This is a genomic window from Methylobacterium sp. CM6244 (assembly GCF_054817885.1).
Genome location: NZ_CM139247.1, coordinates 4,856,804 through 4,877,528 on the forward strand (window position 1 = coordinate 4,856,804; position 20,725 = coordinate 4,877,528).

The following is a 20,725-nucleotide window of genomic DNA, read 5'->3' on the forward strand; positions in this document are numbered from 1 at the left end:
TTCATACTGGCGATGTCGAGGCATGGAAGGGGCGGCCTTCCCTGCCGACCCGGCAGGTTCTGCCGGCTTGTTTACCGATGATTAACCATCGAGGGCGGAATCTGCTGGCCGGAACGATCGTCGTGCCGATGCGCGAAACGACGCCCTGATTTTCGGAGACGGCCCATGCGCGTCGATAACCGCCTCGTCTCGCAGGCTTCGGCCGCTGCCTCGCCGACCGTTCGCAAGGCGGATGCGTCGCCGTCCTTCATGCTGGGCCATGATGCCGCCGCCACTTCCACCGCCGCCTCCACCGCATCGACCACGTCTCTGGCGGGGCTCGACGCGATCCTGACCCTTCAGGGCCAGGACGAGCAGCCCGGCGAGCGTCGCCGTCGTTTCGCCAGGCGCGGCCACGACCTTCTGGACGGTCTCGACCGGCTCAAGGCGTCGCTGGTGATGGGGCGGGTGTCGACACGTGAACTTCAGTCCATCGCGAGCCGTCTCTCGGAACGTGCGGGAACGAGCGGTGATCCGCGCCTGGATGGGCTCATCGCCGATATCGAGCTGCGTGCGGCGGTGGAACTCGCCAAACTGCAATCGGCGCAGGACAGCTGAGGGGCTACGAGCGCTCGACGACGCGCCCGCCGATCAGCTTTCCATCATCTCGCGGATGCGCCCAGCCAGGATCTCCACGGGGAACGGCTTGGTGATCATCTGCATGCCCGGATCGAGCTGGCCGTTGCCGAAGATGGCGTTCTCGGCATACCCCGTGATGAACAGCACCTTGAGGCCGGGCCGGGTTTCACGCGCCTGATCGGCGAGTTGGCGACCGTTGAGGCCGGGGAGGCCGACATCGGTCACGAGCAGGTCGACGCGCTCCTGGGTCGTGAGAATCTTGAGGCCGGACAAACCGTCGGCGGCGGAGATCGCACGGTAGCCGAGGTCTTCCAGCACATCGACGATGAGGTCCCGGACGACAGTCTCGTCCTCAACCACCAGAACCGTTTCCCCGGCGCCGAGGCGAGCAAGTTCCGCGACGGCGCCAACCGCGTCCACCTCCACGACCGCTTCGATGGAGCGGGGCAGGTAGAGCTTCACTGCCGTGCCGCTCCCCACTTGGGAATCGATCTTTGCATGCCCGTCGGATTGTCGGGCGAAGCCGTAGATCATCGACAGGCCGAGGCCGGTCCCCTGCCCCAGGGGCTTCGTCGTGAAGAACGGGTCGAAAGCCCGGGCGATGACATCGGCCGGCATGCCGGTGCCGGTATCCGACACGACGATGCACACATAGGGGCCCGGCTCCACCCCCGGATGCAGCCGGGCATAGGCTCGGTCGAGTTCGGTGTTGCTGGTCTCGATGCGGAGCCGGCCGCCATCCGGCATCGCATCGCGGGCGTTGATCGCCAGATTGAGGATGGCGTTCTCGAGCTGGTGCGGATCGCACAAGGTCGGCCAGAGCCCCTTCCCCATGGCGATGTCGAGAGCGATCGTCTCGCCCATCGTCCGGCGCAGGAGATCTTCGAGCGACGCGATGAGCGCGTTGGCATCCACCAGTTTCGGGTCGAGCGGCTGGCGCCTTGCGAAGGCGAGAAGCCTGTGGGTCAGCGCGGCTGCCCGGTTGGCCGAGGACATCGCCGCCTTGGCGTAGCGCTCGATATTCTCCATCCGCCCCTGCGACAGGCGGGTCTGCATCAGGTCGAGGGAGCCGACGATCCCGGTCAGGAGGTTGTTGAAATCGTGGGCGATGCCCCCGGTGAGCTGGCCCACGGCCTCCATCTTCTGGGCTTGGCGCAGGGCATCCTCGGCGAGTTCCAGGGCGGCGGCCTGTTCGCGCTCCGCCGTGGTGTTGCGCCCGCTGGCATAGATCCGCCCGTCCTCGAACGCGCCCGTCCAGGCGAACCAGCGATAGCTGCCGTCGGCATGGCGCAGGCGGAGGTCGAAAGGAGCGGTGAGCGGTTCGGTGACGATGGCCGAGAAGGTCGAGCAGACGGCGTCGCGGTCTTCGGGATGGGCGAGTTCCGCGAAGGACCGTCCGGTAAGGGCGTCGGAAGTCCAGCCGAGAAGCGTCGTCCACGCCGTGTTCACCGCCGCGATCCGGCTGTCGGCTTCGGTGACCATCAACAGGTCCTGTGACAGGCGCCAGGCCCGGTCGCGCTCCTCGGTCCGCTCCTGCACCTCCTTCGTGCGGGCCTGGACCTGCTGTTCCAGCGTCTCGTTGAGGCGTCTGAGGGCATCCTCGGCCTGGGCCCGGTCGGTGACGTCGTGACCCTCGGCGAAGATGCCGCTGACCGTTCCGTCCGCTTCCGTGATCGGCTGGTAGACCAAGTTGACGACGCGCTGTTCTAGGCCGCCCTCCCGTCCGAACTGAACCGTCACGGTCATGTTACGCCCGATGAAGGGCCTGCCCGTCGCATAGACCTCGTCGAGGAGCTCGAAGAAGCCCTGGCCCTCGACCTCGGGCAATGCCTCACGGACGGCGATCCCGATGATGTCGCGATGGCCGATGAGCTGGAGATAGGCCTCGTTCGTATACTCGAAAACGTGCGTCGGGCCGCTCAGGACGCACATGAAGCCGGGCGCGTCCTTGAACAGAGACCGCATGCGGTCGCGCTCGGCCGTCCGCTGCCGCACCTCGGAAAGAAGGGCGTCGTTGGCCTGCCTCAGGGCTTCGGCCGCCTCCTGCCGCATGCGGACGGCTTCGGCCAGGACGGCGTTGCGCCGCCGCTCGGCCTCGTAGGCGGAAACGCTGGCGAGGCTCGACGAGATCTGGCCGGCGAGAAGCTTGAGGAAGCTGAGGTAATCCGCGTCGAAGGGCCGGTGCGGATTGAGGCCGACCGTGACGATGCCCAGCGGTGCGCTTCCACCCTGTCCGACGAGGGGCAGCGTCACTGCCCTCGCCGGCGGCCTCGACCAATCGCCCGTGGGCCAGTTCTGCGCCTGATCGAGATCGATGATCCTCTCGCCTTGGGTGCCGCCGAACCATTCGGCGAGGGGGCCCGCAGGATCGATCACACCCGGCAGTGCGGGATGGTCCCGGGATATTCCGGTGGTGGAGGCGAGATGGGCGAGGTTGCCCCCCTCGAAGAGATGGATGGCACTGAAGGGAAGATCTCGACGCGCCACGCCTAAACTGGCCTCGACCGCGCTGAGGACGTCGGGGCGGGATTCTGCACGCGCGAGGCTCTCTCCCAGAAGGCGCAGGATACCGAGCCGGCGCTCGCTGATGACCCGGTCGGTCTCTTCGCTGACCGCGCAGAACAGGCCGCCCACCGATCCGTCGTCGTCGATGACGGGGCTGTAGGAGAAGGTGTGATAGGTCTCCTCGGGATAGCCGTTGCGCTCCAGAAGAAGCAGCAACCCACGGTCCCAGGTCGCTTCGCCGTGATCGTAGACGCTGCGGATCCGTGCCTCGATGTCGTCCCAGATCTCGGCCCAGAGGATCCGGGTGGGTTTGGCCAGGGAATCCGGGTGCTTGAGGCCGAGGGTCGGGCGGTAGGCATCGTTGTAGAAGAAGGCGATGTCCGGCCCCCAGCCGAGCCACATCTCGAATCTCGAGGTCAGCAGGATCCGCAAGGCGACCTTCAGCGCCTCCGGCCAGCCTTCCGGCGAGCCGAGAGGAGTCTGTGACCAGTCCTTGGCCCGCATCAGGGCCGCCATCTCGCTGCCGCCTACGAAGATCTCCGAATGTTCTTTGATCGGCTTCGGCAAAGATCGGCTTTCCGGCACTCTCAGGGCCTCGGTTGCACGCGTAAGGCGAGATCGAGCCGTCGGTCACCGGACCAGCGCGAACGAGACAGGTATAGGTCACGACGGTCCAGCCGCATACCTGCGGGACTGCTCCGGCGACAGCCATTCGCGCAACCTGTCCGACTGCGTACGGTCTCGATTGCCACAGCTATGGGCCAATCTGACGCGCCGTGACCCGACCCCGATAATCCTTGGCGACCGGGTGGACTCGCCACCGACGGACCCGCCGCCGGGGGGATGCACCCGTTGCGTGTTTGTCGCATGGTATACGCATCATGAAATCAGATGAGGTTCGGGACGTCGGGTGCGTTGTAGTGTGGGGCGCCCTCAAGTATAGGCACGCGAAACATCGCCGCGTACCGGCTGTGACGGACTTGCGAAGGGGCGAGGATGGCGACAGTCAAGATCGAAGACGGGTATGTTCCGTCTGAGAACGAGCCGTTCATGAACGATCGGCAGCGTGAGTATTTCCGCCGCAAGCTGGTGGGTTGGAAGGCCGATATCCTGCGCGAGGCGCAGGATACACTCGTCGCACTTCAGACCGAGAACGAGAACCATCCCGATCTCGCCGATCGCGCGTCGTCCGAAACCGATAGGGCCATCGAGTTGCGGGCGCGGGATCGGCAGCGCAAGCTCACCGGCAAGATCGACGCAGCGCTCGCCCGTCTCGAAGACGGAAGCTACGGATTTTGCGAGGAAACCGGCGAGCCGATCTCGTTGAAGCGGCTCGATGCCCGGCCCATCGCCACCCTGTCCCTGGAAGCGCAGGAGCGCCACGAGCGGCGCGAGCGCGTCTATCGGGACGAGTAGCACCGAACCTCACGTCATCAACCGGCTCTGTCGGGGATGGCATCGGTGATCAAGCATTGCGGATACCGGAGCCCGAGCTTTCGATCCGATGATCGGGGCCCGATATCCGGCGTAAGCTTGGCAGGGCATTGATTTTCTGCGCCGGAACCTTCGCGCTCATCTCGTGATTACTGATACGACTTTGCGTCGATCAAGGATCCCGAAATGGACAATGAAGTTCTGATCCTGGTGCTTGCGCTCGCCACCTTCGCTCTCGTGATCGGGGTGGCGATGTGGCAGCGCCGCCGTGTCGCCGCGCTCAAGAAAGATCCCGAACGCTCCGCCTTCGTCGACAATCACGGTACCGCTCCGCGCCCGAACCGGCCCGGCACCGACCATTGACCGGCCTCTTCCGGCTTAGAACGGAAGCAGGATGTCGACGAGCTGCTGGCCGTAACGGGGCTGCTGCACATCGGTGATCTGACCGCGACCGCCATAGGCGATGCGGGCCTGGGCGATCTTCGAGGAATCGATCGTGTTGTCGGATTCGATGTCCTCCGGCCGGACCACGCCGGCGACGATGAGTTCGCGCACTTCGAAGTTGATGCGGATTTCCTGCTTGCCCTCCACGACGAGGTTGCCGTTGGGCAGGACCTGGTTGACGATCGCCGCGATGTTGGTCGTCACCGTCTCGTTGCGCTGGACCGACCCCGAACCATCGCTCGATGAGGTCGATGTCCCGGCAATCAGCTTGTCTGGGCTGATCCCGGCCGCGGCGACGGCGGCGCTGCTCTCCAGGCCGAAAGCGTTGGGAAGGCCCATTCCTTCCGCATTGGAGCGGGAGCGCTTCGTCTCGTTGTTCAGGTTGGCGCGGTCGGTGACGTTCACCTTGATCGTCACGAGATCGCCGATCCGGGCGGCGCGCTGATCCTTGAAGAAGGCACGCGATCCTGTCCGCCACAGGGAATTCGGTGCGTAGGATACCGGCTGGACGTCCGGCATCGGCAGGCGCACCGGGCGGTAGCCCGGCTGCGAAGTCGGGTCCTCGATGGCCGAGAGCGTAGGCGTGGCGCCGACCTGCGACAGCCGATCGACCGTATTGCAAGCGCCAAGGGCCGACGAGACCAGCACGGCAGCGGCCAGCGAGAGCGGCTTGAAGGTGAGGCGGGTGGTGCGGTTGGTCATGGGAGCCAGCTTTTTTCCTAGAGGCGATCGGGTGGGATCAGCGGGCGGCGTCGAACGCCGCGCTGGCCTGGCGGCCGAGGCTGGCGGGCGAGCTGACCGAGACGCGGCCGAGGCCGATCACGGTGGCGGCGAGGGATTTCTTGGAGACGGGATTGGTGACGGTGATCGCGGCACCGAGGCGGCCGTTCTCGTTGGCCTGGCCGCGCAGGGAGAGGTTGAGGCCGGGGGCATCGAAAACGATGGTCACGGCCTCGCCACGCTGGACCATATCCGCCGGTGCGACGTCGCCGGATCGGAGAATGGAGCCGGCACTCAGGCTGCGCTGTGCGACCTGGCCGATGGAGACGACCGACCCGGCCTGGGCGTCGGGGGGCGTCGCCTCCCGGGGGCGGCGCTCGATGGTGACGTCGGTGGCGCTCACCGTGTCGCCGCGATTGAGCGTGCGGGAGAGAATCTGGACCTCGCGGATTTCCTGCACGAGTCCGGCGACGCGCAGGGATGCCTGACGCTCGCCCAGGGTGATGAGGGCAGCGACCCGCTTCAGGCGCGGATCGTAGGTGACGTCGAGGGCCGTCGCCTGTCCGTCGAGATCGAGGGGGGCGAGGAGAACGGTGTTCTCCCCATCGATGCGGATCGCGAGGTTGCGTGGATCGAGCCCGTAGGACGTCTCCAGCACGCGCTTGATCGCGGCCTCGATCTCGGTCGGGCCCACGCGCCGAGCGGCGCGCTGGACCGAGACCTGAGCCCGCCCGCCCGTCTCGATCTCGCCGAGCCCGAGGGGCGCGATCGCGTCGGCGATGCGGCGAGCCTGGATTGTACCCGACGCCCCGAGCGCCGGAGCGCGGAACAGCGCGCGCTGAGCGAGATCCGCCGGCGCACCTTCCACGAGATCACCGAGGGTCAGGATATCGCCGCGCGCCGTGACGTCGCCGCGGAGGCGGAGCCGCTGGCCGTTGTTCTCCGCGAGAACCTGCACGGTCATGAAGCAGAGGGCCGCCAGGGCGAAGAGGGCGCGCACCACGATGCCGGGGGTGAGCGTGGCGGCGCGCCGTGACTCGGCGGCGGGGATCTGTCTCAGGGCGTACATGGCATGACGCTTTCGGAGGCGGGGTAAAATGGAAGGACGAGGCTGGGACGTCAGGGGAGTGAGGCGCCCGCACCGTCAGGCGCGGAACATCTGCGACGTCGTCGAGAGCATCTGGTCGGCCGCCGTGACGACCTTCGAGTTCATCTCGTAGGCGCGCTGCGCGGCGATCAGGGACGAGATCTCGTTGACGGCGTTCACGTTCGCCTCTTCGAGGTAGCTCTGCTGCAGGTTGCCGAAGCCCTCGGCGCCCGGCAGGCCGTTGATGGGGGGGCCGGAGGCAGCGGTTTCGACGAACAGGTTGTCGCCGATGGATTCGAGGCCGACCTTGTTGACGAAGCGGGAGAGCTGGAACTGGCCGAGATTCTGCGGCGCGGTCTGACCCGGCACCGTGGCCTGGATCGAACCCTGCGCGCTGATCGTCACGCTGGTCGCATTGTTGGGGACGGTGATGCCCGGATCGACGAGGTAGCCGTCGCGGGTCACCAGCTGTCCCTGTGCGGAGAGATCGAACGAGCCGTCCCGGGTGAAGGCGATGCGGCCATCGGGCATCGTGACCCGGAACAGACCCTCGCCGCGGATGGCGACGTCGTATTCCTTCTCCGTGGATGCCAGCGGACCCTGCGACATCGTCCGGGCGGTGGAGGTCGTCTTCACGCCCGAGCCGATGGCGAGGCCGGCGGGAAGCTGGGTATTCTGGTCCGAGGTCGACGAACCGGCCCGGCGTAGGTTCTGGTAGAGCAGATCCTGGAAATGGGCGGTCTGGCGCTTGTAGCCGGTGGTCCGCAGGTTCGCGATGTTGTTCGAGATGACCTGGACGTTGAGTTCCTGGGCCGCCATGCCGGTGGCGGCAGCGTAGAGGGCGCGCATCGCCTGGGTTCCTTACGCGACGTCGGCGAGGCGGCGGATCGCCGTGCCCCGCAATTCGTCCAGGCGCGAGATCACGCCCGAGACCATGGTGTAGGTGCGGTTCACGTCCATCAGCCGGGTCATCTCGATGACGGGCCTGACGTTGGAGCGTTCGAGGGCACCCGATTCGAGGCGGCCGTTCACGCCGGCGGCCACCGGGGCCGCTTGGGACGAGTAGAGGTTGGCGCCCTCGTTGGTCAGGGACTGCGGGTTGGGGAAGGTCACCATCCGCACGCGACCACGGATGCCGAGATTGGTGGAGACCGTTCCGTCCGGACCGATGGCGATGCCGGTTTCCTGGGGGTTGATCTGGATCGGCCCACCCTCGCCCTGGACGGCATAGCCGTCGCTGGTGACGAGGTTGCCCTGAGGGTCGGTCTCGAACGCACCGTTGCGGGTGTAGCGGTCTCCGGTCGGAGTGCGGACCACGAGGAACGCCTCGCCGCGCACGGCCACATGCAGAGGATTGCCGGTCTGCTCGATCGGCCCCTGGGCGAGGTCGAGGGCCGTGCCCTGATCGATGACGTAGGAGACGCGCCGATCCTGCCGCTGGAACGAGTCGGCGCTCGCGACCGGCATCAGGTATTCCTGGAACCGTGAGCTGCGGCCCTTGAAGCCCGTGGTGGAGACGTTCGCCATGTTGTTGGCGATCACGTCGAGTTCACGCTGCAGGGCGACCTGACTGGAGACTCCGACAAACAGCGCGTTTTGCATGGATCGAAAGGCCTTGGGCTGCGGCGACGTTAATCATGTCCGCACGGCCCGTGCCATCCGCCAAAAAATTGATTTGATGATGAGTATCAATTGCTTGGTATGAGTCCGGCCTGCTCCCGTCCGCTGATCTTCCTCTCCCCACGGCAAGAACCGCCCGGCAGAATTTGCCTCCTTAACGAGGTGTTAACCGTAGCCACAGATATATCCCTCCAAGGGGTCGCGGGCACACATCGCCGAACGCACCCTGAGACGAGATCCGAAGGGGGCGCGCCATGGCCAAGAAGCCGACGAAGACCCCTTCCGCCGACGGGGAAGACGCCGAAGGCGAAGCCCCGAAGGGTGGAAAGAAGAAGATCATCATCATCGGTGCGGCCGTGCTGCTGCTGGCCGGCGGTGGCGGTGGATATTTTATGATGAAGAAGAAGGGCGGCGACGATCACGCCGCCGTCGAGGTGAAGAAGCCCCTCGTCTTCCTCGACGTGCGCGAGATGACGATCAACCTCGCCAACGACCCCGGCCAGGAGAAGCCGCGTGTGGCCAAGGTCAAAGTGTCCCTCGAACTGAAGGACGCCAAGGTCGAGGGTGAGGTCAAGCCGCTGATGCCGCGCATCGAGGACACGTTCCAAGTCTACATGCGTGAGCTGCGCGCCAGCGATCTCGCCGGCTCGGCCGGCCTCTACCGGCTCCGCGAGGAACTGCTGCGGCGCGTCAATGTCGCGATCCATCCGGCACGGGCCGAGGCCGTGCTCTTCAAGGACGTGATCGTCCAGTAATCCCCCTCAACCGGTATCGAGACGGTCATGGCAGGTCCCGAAGACGAGCTCGAAGAGGACGATTGGGCAGCGGCCCTAATCGCGCAGAACGCCGAAGGCGGCGAAACCTCGCTCGCCGACGAGTGGGGCGCCGCTCTCGCCGAGCAGGGCACGAGCACGCATGCCAGCGACGTCGCCGCCGAATGGGCGACGATGATCGAGGACGGGGAGACCGACAATCTCCCCGAACTCGCCGGCAACGACCGCATCCTCAACCAGGATGAGATCGACGGCGTCCTCGGCTTCTCCTTGCGCGAATTGTCGGCATCGGGTGCCGGCGGTGTCCGCGCCATCGTGGATTCGGGCGTCGTCCAGTACGAACGCCTGCCGATGCTGGAAATCGTCTTCGACCGGATGATCCGGTTGTTGTCGACCAGCCTGCGCAACTTCTTCCAGGACAACGTCGAGGTGACCCTCGACAACATCACCTCTGTCCGCTTCGGCGATTATCTCAACGCCATTCCGCTGCCGACCCTGCTCGGGGTCTTCCGGGCCGATGCCTGGGAGAATTCTGGCCTCGTCACGGTGGAATCGAACCTCGCCTACTCGACCCTCGACCTGCTGCTGGGCGGCAAGCGCGGCGGCTCGGCGACCCGGCTCGACGGGCGTCCGTTCACGACTATCGAGATGCAGCTGGTGCGGCGCCTCGTGGAGATCATCCTCAGCGATCTCGAACTCTCGTTCCAGCCCCTCTCCCCGGTGCGCTTCGGCATCGACCGGATCGAGACCAACCCGCGCTTCGCCACGATCACCCGGCCGGCCAACGCCGCCATCCTGATCACCCTGAAGCTCGACATGGACGGCCGCGGCGGCCAGCTTCAGATCCTGTTTCCATACGCCACGATCGAGCCCATCCGTGAACTGCTCATGCAGAGCTTCATGGGCGAGAAGCTCGGCCGCGATCATGTCTGGGAGAGCCACCTCGCCACCGAGATCTGGCAGGCCGACGCGACGATGGATGCGGTCCTCCACGAGATGATGCTGCCGCTGAAGAAGGTGCTGTCGCTCAAGGTCGGCGACACGCTGATGTTCGATACCAAGCCCACGGACCTGATCTCCGTGCGCTGTGGCGACTGGGCCCTGACGCAGGGGCGCATCGGCCGGGTCGACGACAACATCTCGGTGCAGCTTACGCGGCCACTGCGGCGCTCGCGCACCACGTTCCAGGCCTTCGAGGCTTCCATCAACAACCGCAACGACGGGTGACCGCGCCATGAGCCTCCTCGTCACCCTCGCCGCCGATGTCCTCGTTGCCGTGCTGCTCGTCGCCAGCATCGTTTCGTCGGTGAGCCTGAGCCGGCGCATCACCCGGATGAAGGCCGATGAAGCGGCCCTGCGCCAGACGATCGGCGATCTCGTGGTGGCGAGTTCCACCGCCGAGCGGGCGATCATCGGCCTGCGCGCCACCCTCGACGAATGCGACCGCACCCTGGCCGACCGTCTCGGCACGGCGGAGCGCTATGCCGCCGATCTCTCCGCCCATGTCCAGGCCGGCCAGACCGTGATCGCCCGCATCTCGGCCATCGTCGCGCATTCCCAGCCGTCGCAGTTGGCCGCGGTGCCGCCCGTCGAAATCCGCCCCTCCGACATCCGCCCGACGGAGCTCCGCGCCAGCCGGACCCAGCCCGAGCAGGCGCCGGTCGCGGCATCGAGCCCTAACGGCGAGCGTCTCGGAGCCGCCGCCGCCGCCGCGCTCGCCATGTCCGAGCGCGCCCTTGGACGCCTGCGGAGCCGCGCCGCATGAAGAAGTCCGGCTTCCTCGTCCGCGCGGAGCAGAACCACCTCGGAAAGCTGCGGCCGGGCCGTAAAGGTCCCGGCCAGGTTCGGCCCTACAAGCTGCGCCTCATCGATGCGGTGACGATGGCGGCCGTCGGACTGCTCGTGCTCAAGCTCGGCGCCATCGTCGTCGACGATATGGGGCCGAGCGCGGCCTCGGCCGGTGGGCAACTTCCAGACTTCGCCAGGGTCCTCGCTAAGGCGCGGACCAATTACGAACTCGCCGACCCGCAGACCACGGGTTCGGTGACACCGAAAGAGCCGGAGAAGCCGGCGGCCGAGCCGGAGCCGCCTGCTCCACGGCCACCGCCGCCCGCGGAGCCGATGCCGGCCAGCGAGCGCGCCATCCTCGAAAAATTGTCTGCTCGGCGCGACGCGCTCAAGCAGCGTGACGAGACCCTGAGCCTTCGTGAGCAGATGCTCGGCACCGCCGAACGCAAGCTCGAAGAGGGCGTGAAGGATCTCAAACGCAACGAAGAGAGGCCAGACGGGGCCGGCGCCCAACAGGCCGAGGCCGAGAGGGCGGCCCTGAAGAACATCGTCACGATGTACGAGACGATGAAGCCGAAGGATGCCGCCCGCGTCTTCGACCGTCTTGCCCTCGACGTGCTGGTGCCCATCGTCCTGGCGATGAACCCGCGTAAGATGGCCGACGTCCTGGCCCTGATGCAATCGGAGCCCGCCGAGAAGCTGACCGTGGCCCTGGCCAACCGCGCGCGTGGCCAGACACCGACGCAGCAGCCGGTCGTCATGGGCCTCGGCCCCAACGAATTGCCGGCCATCGACCAGGGCACCGGCCAGGACAAGCGGCGTTGAGCCCCGCGGGTAGATCAGGCAAGGCGAACGGGTCGGATTGCCGGTGGGCGACAAATCGCGATCCCAACCGGTGCATTGCGCTTGGAGGCAGGGAGGGCTAGGCGGCAGGCGTGACTTCGTTCGAACGCCGGATGCCCGCTTGATGCGTTGGAGACATGTTTTACCCCTGGTCGGCGTGATCTCGCTTGCCGCGATCGGGGATGCCTGGAACGCCGCTTACGCCCAGGAGGCCGCGCCGGAGCAGGACGCACCGGCCGCCGAGTCGTCGCCGAAGCCCAAACCCAAACCGAAACCCAAGCCCGCACCGAAACCGGCCGCTGCCGCCACAGCCGCGCCTGCGCCCACCGCCCTCGCCAAGGCGACGTGGCCGGAAGGAGCCAGCGCGCTGAGCGAGAGCTACGGCGATTGGAGCATCAATTGCTCCCGCGAGAATCAGGCGACGATCTGCTCGGTGGTGCAGGCACAGGGCTCGAAGCGCGACAATCGCCGCGAATTCGCCATCGAGCTCAAGCCGCCGGCGAACGACCGCACCGATGGACTGATCCTGATGCCGTTCGGGTTCCAGATCGAGGCGGGGTTGAGTTTCAAGATCGACGAGGCGGTCCTCGGCAAGGGCGCCCCCTATTACACCTGCAGTTCCGAAGGGTGCCTCGTCCCGGTGAGCCTGCCCACCCTCGCCACCGACACGATGAAGACCGCGAAGAACCTGCTCATTCTCGCACCGAAGCAGGACGCCACCGAACCCACGACGATCACCGTGCCGCTCAACGGCTTCGGTGCCGCACTCGCCCGGGCCAGCGCGCTCTCGCACTGACGGCAAACAGTCAGGCGATGCGACAGATAGGTAGGAAAACGCCACCCATGAAGCAGATCTTGCTCGCCTCGCTCCTGTTCGGAAGCCTGACGCTCCCGCTCGCCGCACAGCCCGCCCCGGATGCGCCAGCGCCCCCGGACACCAAGGAAGAGCGCCAGAAGAACACCGCCGCCAAGCTCGCTGGGCTGTTGCAGTTCGTCTCGGTGTCCTGCCCCGAAGCGAAACCGAATTACGAGACCTTCAAGACGGTGGTGCGGAGCCTCGGTCTCGAGCCCGATGCCTTGGCGGGCGGCGAACTCATTCTGCGCGTGAAGGCCTATGCCGACGTCTATTCGCAGGACGTTCCGGCCAACTGCGCCAAGGCGCTGGAGAATTTCGGCGCGAACGGCAAAACCCTTCCGGGCCTCGTCGTGAAGCAGTGACCGGATCGGGTATCAGCCCGATCCGCTTGTACAGACCGTCGATCCGGGACCGTCGTCGGTCCCGGATGGATCAAAGTTCGGCCGTCGGTGTACGTGTCAGGGTTTGGACGTCGCTTTGATCGACGCATCCGGGCAGTTCGGCAGGATTGCCTTGCCAACCTTGTTGTCCGGATCGCAGGCGGGAACGGCGGGGGCTCCGCCGTTCTCGAACCTTTCCGTGCGAAGCGATTCGAAATTCCAAACGCCGACCCAGATCACCGCAAGGATCGCAGCCAGTCCCAGCAGCACCATGGGCATGAGGCGACGCATCAGCGAGGCGCCGTCTGCTGGACGGGCGCGGTATGTGCCGTGTCTCCGTTTCGGACGAACGCATATAGAATTCCTGCCGCAATTAGGGCGAAGACGGCGATCAGAACGGGAAAGTAGCGGTGCATCGGTGTTCCTGAGGACGAAATGTGAGAGTGACCGGCCCGGCGGGAGACGGGCGGCGCTGTAAGGGTTCGGCCCGATGGGCTAGGAGCTTGCCACCAGGGCTACGCCTCCGATCATCAGTAGGCCGCCGACGATGCGCCACAGGGTCGCCGGATGGCGTTCGAAGCCGACCCATCCGAAATGATCGAGCATGATCGAAGCGACGACGCCCGCCGTCACGAGCATGCCGAGGAAGGGAGCCGCCCCGATCTGACGCGCCACCATAAGCTGCGCGACAACGATGCCGCCGCCCAGCACTCCGCCGAACCATGCCCACCACGGGGCCTCGAGGACCTGAGCCGTGGTCGGCAGCGTGAGCTTGCCCGATGCAAGCCCTACGAGAAGCACGCAAGTGGCCGTTCCCGCTGCCACGACGAGGCCCGCACTCAGCGAGCCGCCGAAGCTTTTCGCCAATGCACCGTTCTGTCCCGCCTGCACAGCGTTCGCGACGCCAGCGAGCAGTACGAGGCCGTACAGATACCACATCGGTTGCCGAACCCATCGATAGCCTGCGTCATCTAGGGCGGTAACGCGCCGGGGAGGTGCGACATCTGCGCAGTCGCCGTCTTTCCGGGATGATTCCGGTGCCGTGAAGCGTCTAACCCATACCCTCGGCCCCGAGGGGGATATGACGACTTCGCCCCGTCTGGCCTATGCCGGGCGGGGCTTTTACTATCGCGATCTCCATTGTCCAGTATGGATATTTCCGGTCGGTCCCGCGTTACCTCCGGGCATTCGCAGGAGCACCTATGAAGACCTTAGCCATCACATTCTGTGCGCTCGCCGTTTCCTCTCTCGCGCTCGCCCAGATGACGACGTCCGCCGATGCGCGCTCGCGCTACTCGAAGCGCGGCCTTGGCACCCCCAGCATGTCGAACAATACTGGTGGCCGCAGCGGTCGCGACAGCTCGGCGGCGGGCGGCAATTCCAGCCAGCCCTCACGTCGGTCCGGGGGCGGAAGCGCTGGCGGTGGCAGCGGCGGAAACGGCGGTCTGTAACGCCGATCATTGACCGGATCTGTCCCGTCCGCCCTGGGCAACGCCGACATATGCTCGAGCGTCAGGGTAGCCCAGCCTCGAAAGCCGGGGAGATGTTTGGGGTCGATGTGGTAAATGTGGGATCTCACATGATATGAAGGGTCATTCCTCCCAAGGAATGTCCTTCTGAACACTGCCCTGCTTGGCGAAAGCCGAGTGGGGCTTTTTGTTTGTTCGGAGGGCGAGATAGCGCGGATCCGACGATATCGCGCTTCGAAAGAATGCATGCGCCAGTATCGCTCGAGCGACGCGCAGTTTTGAGACAGCGCGCCAGGCGGCCGTTAGGCGGGCGTTAGCCTCGAAGGGGGAGAGTCGCCGACGGTGTATCGTTTCGCGGCGGCTTGTCTTCGGCTCTCCGCGCAACCGGGTGTGGCGTAAACTGCAATGGGAATGGGGGCCGGAATCGCGAGACGTCGGCGCCACCTCATGGCCGGCTTCATGGCGACCTCGATCGTGGCGGGGACGTTCGTCTGGGCCAGCGAGGCGGAAGCCGCGCGGCTCCTGACGGTGAAGGCCAATCAGGTCGGGCGCTACGCCAGAATCGCCATGACTTTCAATTCGGCGGTTCCGGTAAAGGCCAGGATGTCCGGCCTCGTCCTCCTGGTGAATTTCGGCGAACCCACCACTCCCGCGCCGGAAAAGATCGTCAGTGATATCCCCGAATTCGTCTCGACGGTGCGGCGGGACCCTGACGGGACCGGCATGCGTATCGCCTTGCAGAAGCCGTATCGCCTGAACGTTCAGGCGGCGGGCGAGCATGTCTTCATCGATCTATTACCTGAGGATTGGTCCGGGCTTCCCCCTCCCCTGCCACCGGAGATCGTGGCCGACCTCGTCCGTCGGGCGCAATTGGCAGAAGCTGCCATGAAGGCGGCCACGCCCATCGTGGAACCGAGGCGACTCGCCCTCGAACTCTCGCGTCTCCCAACGCTGACGCGCCTTAGCTTGCGGCTCCCGCCGGATACGGTCGCTCGCTTCGACGAGACCGGATCGGGAACGCGGCTGACGATTCCCGGTGCCTGGCGCATCGATGACAGCGCTCCCCGCGGACGGACGAAGCCTGCCATCGAGACTCTGACGGTCGAGAATGATGCGGACGGCGCCCGCCTCATGGTGAGTCCCGCCGCAGGATACGAGATCCGGACCGGACGGGACGATGACGGCGTCACGCTGGATATCCTCCGCAAAGCTGTGCCATCGGACGCCAGGGCCGCGCCCGTCGATGGCAAACCCTCCCCTGACAGTAAGTCCTCAACCGACGGCAAGGCCGCGGATGGGAAGGCCGAACCTGCGTCGAAACCCGCCTCGCCGCTCACCGCGACGATGCAGAAGCAGGTGGGTGCCCCGCAGGTGACGGCCCCGCAGAAAACCCTCATCCTGCGGCCAGCGGGCCCAGGCCTCGCTTTCCCGTTCAGCCGACAGCCGGCGGCGGCTTTGTTCGAACGCGCCGGCATCGCTACCCTCGTCTTCGAGACCGCCGAAACCGTCGTCGTGCCCGCTGGCGATGCGGTCTTCGAGACGGTCAGCCAGCCCCGGCGGCAGGGTGCCTTCATCGTTCTCAGTTTCAGGGTTCCCCGCGAGCGCCTTCTCGATCTCGTTCCGATTGGCGATGCCGACGCACCGACCGGGTGGGAACTCGTCGCCGGTGAGAATCTGTCGGCCAGCGAACCGCTTTCGGCGATCCGCAACCCGGAAGTCAGTGGCCGGATCGGCATCGGTATACGCCTGCCGCATCCGGGCGGAGCGACATGGATCGAGCGGAACGGCGAGCGGATCGGTGTCGTGACCGGTTATGGGCCCAAGCCCGCCGGGATCCCCAAACGCCAGGCGTTCGTGGATTTCGAGCTGCTGCCCAGTCGTCAGGGCGTCGCCGTCCTTGCGAAAGCCGATGACCTGCTGGTGCGGCCGGATATGGACGGCGTCGTGATCGGCCGCGAGGGCGGCATGTCGGTTTCCGGCGTCGCGCGTCCTGCCGAGCCGGCACTCACCGCCGTGAGCGATCTCGCCATAGAGCGCACGCCCTGGGATGCGGCGAGGAGCGGCAATATCGGTGAGAACCTGCGCCAGCAACTGAACGACGTGGTGGATGCCCCACGGCCGGCGCGTGGACCGCTGCGACTGATCCTCGCGAGGGGTATGCTCGCCAACGGGCTCGACGTGGAAGCCCTCGGTGTCCTTCAGGTGGCGGCCAGCGAAGATCCGGTTCTGGCCGGGCAACGCGAACTCGCCATCCTCACCGCCGTGGCAAACATCCAGATGGCGCGCTACGCCGATGCGCGAAAGGCGCTGGAGAACGAGTTCCTCCGGGCGGACCCGGAAGCACGGCTTTGGAAAGGCTACCTCGATGCCATGGCGGGTCGCTGGCCGGCCGCCGATACGGCCTTTCGCGATACGGCCGGCATCATCGAGCGCTATCCCGACGACTTGCAGGGACTGCTTCGCGCGGCGGCAGCGGAGGCTGCCATCGAGAACGGCGATTGGGCCGCTGCGGGCCGGCAGATCACGACGGCGCTGGCGCGCGCGGCGGATCGCTCCGTCACCGACAGGCTCGCCTTCCTGCGCGCACGCATCGACGAGGTGACGGGCCAGACCAGTGCTGCCCTCGACACCTACACGCGGCTCTCGGACACGGCGGACCGGCCCATCGCGGCGGTGGCGACCCTTCGCGCCGCGATCCTGGCCCATGCCCTCGACAAGATGCCGGTGGCTGAGGCGATCGAGCGGCTGGAAACCCTCCTCCTCACCTGGCATGGCGACGAGATCGAGCAGAGGACGATCGCAGCACTCGCCAAGCTCAACATGGAAGCCGGGCGCTGGCGGCAGGCTTTTGCCGCGTCACGCAAGGCGGATGCGCTGGCGCCGGGATCACCGATCAGCCGCGAGCTCCACGACAGCGCTCAGGAATTGTTCGATGACCTCTTCCTGACCGAGAAGGGCGCGAAGATGTCCGGCGTGGAGGCGCTGGCGCTGTATTTCGACTTCAAGGATTTCGCCCCGATCGGCCGCCGTGGCGACGAGATCGTGCGCCGCCTCGCGGACAAGCTGGTTGAACTCGATCTCCTCGATTCAGCCGGTGAACTTCTCCAACATCAGGTCGATCACCGGCTGTCCGGGCCGGCCCGCGCCAGTGTCGCTGCGCGGCTGGCGACCATCAGGATGATGGACGAGAAGCCCCTTCAGGCGCTTCAGGTCATCGATGCTACCTACCAGCCCGAGCTTCCCGAGGATCTGCGCCGCGCCCGCGCCCTCATCCGCGCCCGCGCCCTGTCCGACCTGTCACGCACGGATCTGGCTTTGGAGACCATCGAAGCGGAGTCAGGCCCCGACGCGGACCGGCTGCGTGCCGACATTCTCTGGGGTGGCCGCCGCTGGCGCGAGGCCGGCGAGGCGCATGAGGCCATGGTCGGCGAGGCATGGCGCATGCGCAAACCTCTCGACGATGCCATGCGCTCCGACATCATCCGCGCCGCCATTGCCTACGGCTTGTCGAACGAGGTGCTCGGGCTCGAGCGCCTGCGGGCGAAGTTCGCCGGCCCCATGGCCGACAGCATGGATGCGCGCACCTTCGCCTTGCTCACCCAGCCGAACGCCGTGCGGAGCCAAGCCTTCCGGGATATCGCGCAGAGAGCCACCAAGGCGGATACGCTGCAGGCCTTCCTCAAAGAGTATCGTAAGCGCTACCCGGAAGTGTCCGTGCCGCAACCGGCCAACGCCGATGGCGCCCAGGTCGAGGCCAAGGCCAGCGAGCCCCCGCCCTCACCGAAGGGCTGAGGCCCGCCTTTCAGGACAAAGCCTCAGCGCCGGAACGCGACGGGGCCGTTCATGCCCGGCCAGTCGGAATAGCCGTTGGCGCCCCCGCCATACCAATACGCCTTCGGAGCCTCGGCGAGCGGTGCGCCGGTGCGCAGCCGCTCCACGAGATCGGGATTGGCGATATAGGGCCGGCCGAAGCTGAACAGGTCCGCCCTCCCCTCGGCAAGATCTTTTTCGGCAAGTTCGAGCGTGTATTGGTTGTTGCCGATATAGGCGCCTTGGAAACGCTCGCGGATCTGACCGAAATCGACCTCGTCCGGCACGTCGCGGGTCTGTTGTGTCACGCCCTCGATCGTGTGGACGTAGAGCAGATCGAACGCGTTCAGCGCGTCGATATAGGCGCCGAACGTTGCCTTCGGATCGCTGTCCAGCGGTGTCTTGCCCGGCTCCGTGGTGGCGGGCGAAAGACGGATGCCGACGCGCTTGCCGCCCCAGACGTCCGTGACCGCCTTCACCACGGCGAGGGGAAAGCGAAGACGGTTCTCGATGGAGCCGCCATACTGGTCGGTCCGCTTGTTGGTGGAATCGCGCACGAATTGTTCGAGCAGGTAATTATTGGCCGAATGAATCTCGACACCGTCGAATCCTGCGCGCTTCGCGTTCTCGGCGGCCTTGCGATAATCCTCGACGATGCCCGGGATCTCGTCTGTCTCTAGCGCACGGGGCGTCTCATGCGGCTTCATGCCGGATTTGGTGAAAGCCATGCCCTCGGGCTTCAGGGCCGAGGGCGCCACCGGCGACTGGCCGTTGGGCTGCACGTCGGGATGCGAGATCCGCCCCGTATGCCAGAGCTGCAGGAAGATGCGGCCCTCGTTGGCGTGAACCGCCGCGGTGACGGGCTTCCATCCCTCTACCTGCGCATTGGTCCAGATGCCCGGCGTCAGGGCGTAGCCGACCGCCTGAGGCGAGATGTTGGTCGCCTCCGAGATGATGAGACCGGCATTGGCCCGCTGAGCGTAGTAGTCGACCGCGAAATCCGGGGGAATGCCCTCGTCGGAGGACCGGCTCCGGGTCAACGGAGCCATGACGACGCGGTTCTTGAGGGTGAGGTCGCCGAGGGTGAAGGGTTCGAGGATCGGGCTCATGAGGGGCAAGAATCCTTGGGGCAAGACGTCGGCGGAAGGCAGTGGCGCCCTCCGGTGCTGACCTCACCCGATCTGCCCGAATCATCCCGACCCGTCCGTGGGCGGTAACGCGACGGCGAAGGACCGGGGTGAGGCGGGATGAGCGGGAAAGCCCGCTTCACCACGCCTTGTTCCCCGCCCGGCCGAGCCTTCGCGACGCAGGCCCGCCCTCAATACCCTTTGGCGGCAATAGAGTCCGACCAGTTCACCGCGCGGCGCGCCATGCTGATATGCTGGCGCTCGTACATGCGGCCCTCGACCTTGATGGCACCCCGCTTGGCATTCTCCGGCTTGTCGAAGGCCTCGATCACCAAGGTAGCGCGGCGGACTTCCTCCTCGGTCGGGGCGAAGGAGGTGTTGGCCGGTTCGAGCTGGTTGGGATGGATCAGCGTCTTGCCGTCGAAGCCGAGGTCCCGGGCCTGCCGGCACTCGGTGCGGCAGCCCTCCACATCGCCGATATCGTTCCACACGCCGTCGAGGATGGTGAGTCCTTCGGCGCGGGCGGCGGCGAGGGTGAACATCATCCAGGGCAGCATCGGCACCCGGCCCGGCACGAGCTGGGCCCAGGTGTCCTTCGCAAGATCGTTCGTCCCGAGGACGAAGCAGGTGAGCCGGGTGCGCCGGTCGCGCCGGGCCTTGGCGATCTCCTGGATGTTGAGGATCGCCGCCGGGGTCTCGATCATCGCCCAGACATCGATGCTCTCGGGGGCGTCGAGGGCTTCGAGATGGTTGGCGATGCTCTCGAGAACCGCCGGCGAGGACACTTTCGGCATCAGGATGGCGTCGGGACAGGCCTGGATCGCGGCCTTCAAATCCGCCTCGCCCCAGGGAGTCTGGGGAGCATTGACGCGGATTACGAGCTCGCGGCTGCCATACCCGCCACCCTTCACGGCCGCGCAGACCTGATCCCGGGCCAGTTCCTTCTCGTCCGGCCCGACCGCGTCTTCGAGGTCCAGGATCAGAGCGTCCGCCTGCAGGGTCTTCGCCTTGTCGAGGGCTCTCTGGTTCGAGCCGGGCATGTAAAGGACGCTGCGGCGCAGGCGAAGATCGGACATGAACGCATTCCAGTGACGATGCGGTGCAGCTTAGTGCAACACGGCCGCCGCGACAGCCCTCCGGATATAAAATGCGCGCCGATGACGCGCGATTGACAAGCGGCCATGCGTGCCGAAGACCGCCGCATAGGTCTCTTGGGAGAAATCCGGAGAGAAGACTTTCGCCGATGCTCCG

Annotated in this window: 20 protein-coding genes; 11 read left to right on the forward strand and 9 right to left on the reverse strand. The window is 66.1% G+C overall.

Going from position 1 to position 20,725, the window contains the following annotated elements; genetic code table 11:
* Positions 1 to 165 precede the first annotated feature (165 nt).
* Positions 166 to 597: a flagellar assembly protein FliX gene (locus ACYQML_RS22865; protein ID WP_461234122.1), complete on the forward strand. Its 432-nt coding sequence runs from the start codon at positions 166 to 168 to the stop codon at positions 595 to 597.
* A gap of 33 nt (positions 598 to 630) precedes the next feature.
* Here ACYQML_RS22865 and ACYQML_RS22870 read toward each other — a convergent pair whose 3' ends face one another.
* A complete protein-coding gene (locus ACYQML_RS22870) occupies positions 631 to 3,639 on the reverse strand; it encodes a PAS domain-containing protein (protein WP_461235770.1) in 3,009 nt (1,002 codons plus the stop codon).
* A gap of 480 nt (positions 3,640 to 4,119) precedes the next feature.
* On the opposite strand from ACYQML_RS22870, the gene dksA reads away from it, so the two are divergent.
* Together dksA and ACYQML_RS22880 are read left to right on the forward strand one after the other, a co-directional pair.
* Positions 4,120 to 4,539, forward strand: a complete 420-nt coding sequence (gene dksA, locus ACYQML_RS22875; RefSeq protein ID WP_056424729.1) for an RNA polymerase-binding protein DksA — start codon at positions 4,120 to 4,122, stop codon at positions 4,537 to 4,539.
* Positions 4,540 to 4,743: 204 nt separating this feature from the next.
* Positions 4,744 to 4,920, forward strand: a complete 177-nt coding sequence (locus ACYQML_RS22880) for a hypothetical protein (protein WP_200919058.1) — start codon at positions 4,744 to 4,746, stop codon at positions 4,918 to 4,920.
* 15 nt (positions 4,921 to 4,935) lie between these two features.
* On the opposite strand, the gene flgH is transcribed toward ACYQML_RS22880, so the two are convergent.
* The 4 genes from flgH to flgF form a co-directional block, all read right to left on the reverse strand.
* A complete protein-coding gene (flgH, locus tag ACYQML_RS22885; protein WP_056424727.1) occupies positions 4,936 to 5,703 on the reverse strand; it encodes a flagellar basal body L-ring protein FlgH in 768 nt (255 codons plus the stop codon).
* Between the two features lie 37 nt (positions 5,704 to 5,740).
* Complete coding sequence (gene flgA, locus ACYQML_RS22890) at positions 5,741 to 6,790, reverse strand: flagellar basal body P-ring formation chaperone FlgA (RefSeq protein ID WP_461234123.1); 1,050 nt, start codon at positions 6,788 to 6,790, stop codon at positions 5,741 to 5,743.
* Positions 6,791 to 6,865: 75 nt separating this feature from the next.
* Positions 6,866 to 7,657 carry a flagellar basal-body rod protein FlgG gene (gene flgG, locus ACYQML_RS22895; RefSeq protein WP_056424719.1) on the reverse strand — a complete coding sequence of 264 codons (792 nt, stop codon included), beginning with the start codon at positions 7,655 to 7,657 and terminating at the stop codon, positions 6,866 to 6,868.
* A gap of 12 nt (positions 7,658 to 7,669) precedes the next feature.
* On the reverse strand, positions 7,670 to 8,410 hold the full coding sequence (flgF, locus tag ACYQML_RS22900) for a flagellar basal-body rod protein FlgF (RefSeq protein ID WP_461234124.1): 741 nt from the start codon (positions 8,408 to 8,410) through the stop codon (positions 7,670 to 7,672).
* A gap of 272 nt (positions 8,411 to 8,682) precedes the next feature.
* Between flgF and fliL the strand changes: the two genes are divergently transcribed.
* From fliL to ACYQML_RS22930, 6 genes are all read left to right on the forward strand, one after another.
* Positions 8,683 to 9,183: a flagellar basal body-associated protein FliL gene (gene fliL, locus ACYQML_RS22905; protein ID WP_461234125.1), complete on the forward strand. Its 501-nt coding sequence runs from the start codon at positions 8,683 to 8,685 to the stop codon at positions 9,181 to 9,183.
* A 27-nt stretch (positions 9,184 to 9,210) separates the two neighbouring features.
* Positions 9,211 to 10,428, forward strand: coding sequence for a flagellar motor switch protein FliM (fliM, locus tag ACYQML_RS22910; protein WP_056424709.1), 1,218 nt, complete (start codon positions 9,211 to 9,213; stop codon positions 10,426 to 10,428).
* 7 nt (positions 10,429 to 10,435) lie between these two features.
* Positions 10,436 to 10,966, forward strand: coding sequence for a DUF6468 domain-containing protein (locus tag ACYQML_RS22915; RefSeq protein WP_461234126.1), 531 nt, complete (start codon positions 10,436 to 10,438; stop codon positions 10,964 to 10,966).
* Positions 10,963 to 11,814, forward strand: coding sequence for a MotE family protein (locus ACYQML_RS22920; RefSeq protein WP_461234127.1), 852 nt, complete (start codon positions 10,963 to 10,965; stop codon positions 11,812 to 11,814). The genes ACYQML_RS22915 and ACYQML_RS22920 overlap by 4 nt, the downstream gene beginning before the upstream one ends.
* 142 nt (positions 11,815 to 11,956) lie before the next feature.
* Positions 11,957 to 12,628 (forward strand): invasion associated locus B family protein, encoded by a 672-nt coding sequence (locus ACYQML_RS22925; RefSeq protein ID WP_461234128.1) that lies wholly within the window; start codon positions 11,957 to 11,959, stop codon positions 12,626 to 12,628.
* Positions 12,629 to 12,675: 47 nt separating this feature from the next.
* Positions 12,676 to 13,050: a hypothetical protein gene (locus tag ACYQML_RS22930; RefSeq protein WP_461234129.1), complete on the forward strand. Its 375-nt coding sequence runs from the start codon at positions 12,676 to 12,678 to the stop codon at positions 13,048 to 13,050.
* Positions 13,051 to 13,146: 96 nt separating this feature from the next.
* Here ACYQML_RS22930 and ACYQML_RS22935 read toward each other — a convergent pair whose 3' ends face one another.
* Both ACYQML_RS22935 and ACYQML_RS22940 read right to left on the reverse strand, forming a co-directional pair.
* On the reverse strand, positions 13,147 to 13,347 hold the full coding sequence (locus ACYQML_RS22935) for a hypothetical protein (RefSeq protein WP_461234130.1): 201 nt from the start codon (positions 13,345 to 13,347) through the stop codon (positions 13,147 to 13,149).
* A 216-nt stretch (positions 13,348 to 13,563) separates the two neighbouring features.
* Positions 13,564 to 14,007: a DMT family transporter gene (locus tag ACYQML_RS22940; protein ID WP_056424691.1), complete on the reverse strand. Its 444-nt coding sequence runs from the start codon at positions 14,005 to 14,007 to the stop codon at positions 13,564 to 13,566.
* Between the two features lie 263 nt (positions 14,008 to 14,270).
* Here ACYQML_RS22940 and ACYQML_RS22945 point away from each other — a divergent pair, with 263 nt between their 5' ends.
* Both ACYQML_RS22945 and ACYQML_RS22950 read left to right on the forward strand, forming a co-directional pair.
* Entirely contained in the window at positions 14,271 to 14,519 is a 249-nt protein-coding gene (locus ACYQML_RS22945; RefSeq protein ID WP_056424689.1) for a hypothetical protein, read from the forward strand.
* A 465-nt stretch (positions 14,520 to 14,984) separates the two neighbouring features.
* Positions 14,985 to 18,329, forward strand: coding sequence for a hypothetical protein (locus ACYQML_RS22950; protein ID WP_461234131.1), 3,345 nt, complete (start codon positions 14,985 to 14,987; stop codon positions 18,327 to 18,329).
* A 23-nt stretch (positions 18,330 to 18,352) separates the two neighbouring features.
* Here the strand turns inward: ACYQML_RS22950 and ACYQML_RS22955 are convergent, their stop codons facing one another.
* Both ACYQML_RS22955 and ACYQML_RS22960 read right to left on the reverse strand, forming a co-directional pair.
* Positions 18,353 to 19,456: an alkene reductase gene (locus ACYQML_RS22955; protein WP_461234132.1), complete on the reverse strand. Its 1,104-nt coding sequence runs from the start codon at positions 19,454 to 19,456 to the stop codon at positions 18,353 to 18,355.
* 209 nt (positions 19,457 to 19,665) lie between these two features.
* Complete coding sequence (locus ACYQML_RS22960) at positions 19,666 to 20,550, reverse strand: HpcH/HpaI aldolase/citrate lyase family protein (protein ID WP_461222714.1); 885 nt, start codon at positions 20,548 to 20,550, stop codon at positions 19,666 to 19,668.
* Positions 20,551 to 20,725 lie beyond the last annotated feature (175 nt).

Coding starts and splice junctions, on each gene's coding strand:
- ACYQML_RS22935 (WP_461234130.1), bottom strand. CDS start 13,347: ATGCCCATGGTGCTGCTGGGACTGGCTGCGATCCTTGCGGTGATCTGG.
- dksA (WP_056424729.1), top strand. CDS start 4,120: ATGGCGACAGTCAAGATCGAAGACGGGTATGTTCCGTCTGAGAACGAG.
- ACYQML_RS22915 (WP_461234126.1), top strand. CDS start 10,436: ATGAGCCTCCTCGTCACCCTCGCCGCCGATGTCCTCGTTGCCGTGCTG.
- ACYQML_RS22865 (WP_461234122.1), top strand. CDS start 166: ATGCGCGTCGATAACCGCCTCGTCTCGCAGGCTTCGGCCGCTGCCTCG.
- ACYQML_RS22925 (WP_461234128.1), top strand. CDS start 11,957: ATGCGTTGGAGACATGTTTTACCCCTGGTCGGCGTGATCTCGCTTGCC.
- flgF (WP_461234124.1), bottom strand. CDS start 8,410: ATGCAAAACGCGCTGTTTGTCGGAGTCTCCAGTCAGGTCGCCCTGCAG.
- flgA (WP_461234123.1), bottom strand. CDS start 6,790: ATGTACGCCCTGAGACAGATCCCCGCCGCCGAGTCACGGCGCGCCGCC.
- ACYQML_RS22870 (WP_461235770.1), bottom strand. CDS start 3,639: ATGGCGGCCCTGATGCGGGCCAAGGACTGGTCACAGACTCCTCTCGGC.
- fliL (WP_461234125.1), top strand. CDS start 8,683: ATGGCCAAGAAGCCGACGAAGACCCCTTCCGCCGACGGGGAAGACGCC.
- ACYQML_RS22950 (WP_461234131.1), top strand. CDS start 14,985: ATGGCCGGCTTCATGGCGACCTCGATCGTGGCGGGGACGTTCGTCTGG.
- ACYQML_RS22920 (WP_461234127.1), top strand. CDS start 10,963: ATGAAGAAGTCCGGCTTCCTCGTCCGCGCGGAGCAGAACCACCTCGGA.
- fliM (WP_056424709.1), top strand. CDS start 9,211: ATGGCAGGTCCCGAAGACGAGCTCGAAGAGGACGATTGGGCAGCGGCC.
- ACYQML_RS22930 (WP_461234129.1), top strand. CDS start 12,676: ATGAAGCAGATCTTGCTCGCCTCGCTCCTGTTCGGAAGCCTGACGCTC.
- ACYQML_RS22945 (WP_056424689.1), top strand. CDS start 14,271: ATGAAGACCTTAGCCATCACATTCTGTGCGCTCGCCGTTTCCTCTCTC.
- ACYQML_RS22955 (WP_461234132.1), bottom strand. CDS start 19,456: ATGAGCCCGATCCTCGAACCCTTCACCCTCGGCGACCTCACCCTCAAG.
- flgG (WP_056424719.1), bottom strand. CDS start 7,657: ATGCGCGCCCTCTACGCTGCCGCCACCGGCATGGCGGCCCAGGAACTC.
- flgH (WP_056424727.1), bottom strand. CDS start 5,703: ATGACCAACCGCACCACCCGCCTCACCTTCAAGCCGCTCTCGCTGGCC.
- ACYQML_RS22960 (WP_461222714.1), bottom strand. CDS start 20,550: ATGTCCGATCTTCGCCTGCGCCGCAGCGTCCTTTACATGCCCGGCTCG.
- ACYQML_RS22940 (WP_056424691.1), bottom strand. CDS start 14,007: ATGTGGTATCTGTACGGCCTCGTACTGCTCGCTGGCGTCGCGAACGCT.
- ACYQML_RS22880 (WP_200919058.1), top strand. CDS start 4,744: ATGGACAATGAAGTTCTGATCCTGGTGCTTGCGCTCGCCACCTTCGCT.